1 protein-coding gene is annotated in these 682 nt (G+C 57.9%); it reads right to left on the bottom strand.

Annotated features, from left to right (window positions below; translation table 11 throughout):
- Positions 1-54: 54 nt before the first annotated feature.
- Positions 55-682, bottom strand: a 628-nt coding sequence (locus OK142_RS25225; protein WP_498685725.1) for an IS6 family transposase, incomplete at its 5' end; no start/stop codon positions are given.

Raw genomic sequence — 682 nt, 5'->3', positions numbered from 1 at the left:
GCCGGCGTTGTCACGTTGTTCGACTGAGGCCGGACGAAGCGCTTTCAGTTAAACTCAGGCAGTTGCGCCGGTCACGGCCTTCCAGTGCGCCATGGCGCGGATCCGATGAATGTGGGTGGCGAGGGCGGAATGTTTTTGATGCGACGGGACGAAATCATTTCTAACCGCTGAAAACACGGGGACAAATTGTTGCAGACTGCCGACGGATCGGAAACCCTGCATCATTCGTTCTCGTTTTCGCAGCGGCAGATGGGAATTTTCCGCACGGTTGCTAAGGCCCTTGTGTGATCTATGTTCAATGGCCGGCATCACATCTCGCTTTGCCGCCCCGTATGAACGCAGTTTATCGGTGACAATCCTCTTTGGCGCGAGGGCTTGCTTCTTCAGCAGCCTGATCAGCAATCGCTTGGCAGCCTTGGTGTCTCGACGGGTCTGCACGATCTCGTCGAGAACATATCCGTCCTGGTCGACGGCTCGCCAAAGCCAATGCTTTCGCCCGCCGATCGTTACGACCACTTCGTCCAGATGCCAGATATCCTCTCGCGACGGCGTCTTTCTGCGCAGTCGCTTTGCGTAGGCCGCACCGAATTTCCGGCCCCAGCGCCGGATCGTTTCGTAGGACACGACGATGCCGCGCTCCAGCAGCATTTCTTCCACCAGCCGCAGGCTTAACGGGAACCGG

It is taken from the genome of Agrobacterium sp. BT-220-3, assembly GCF_025910175.1.
GTDB lineage: Bacteria > Pseudomonadota > Alphaproteobacteria > Rhizobiales > Rhizobiaceae > Agrobacterium > Agrobacterium oryzihabitans.
Note: the sequence above shows the minus strand (reverse complement) of the source record. Positions and strands in the feature narration are given on the sequence as shown.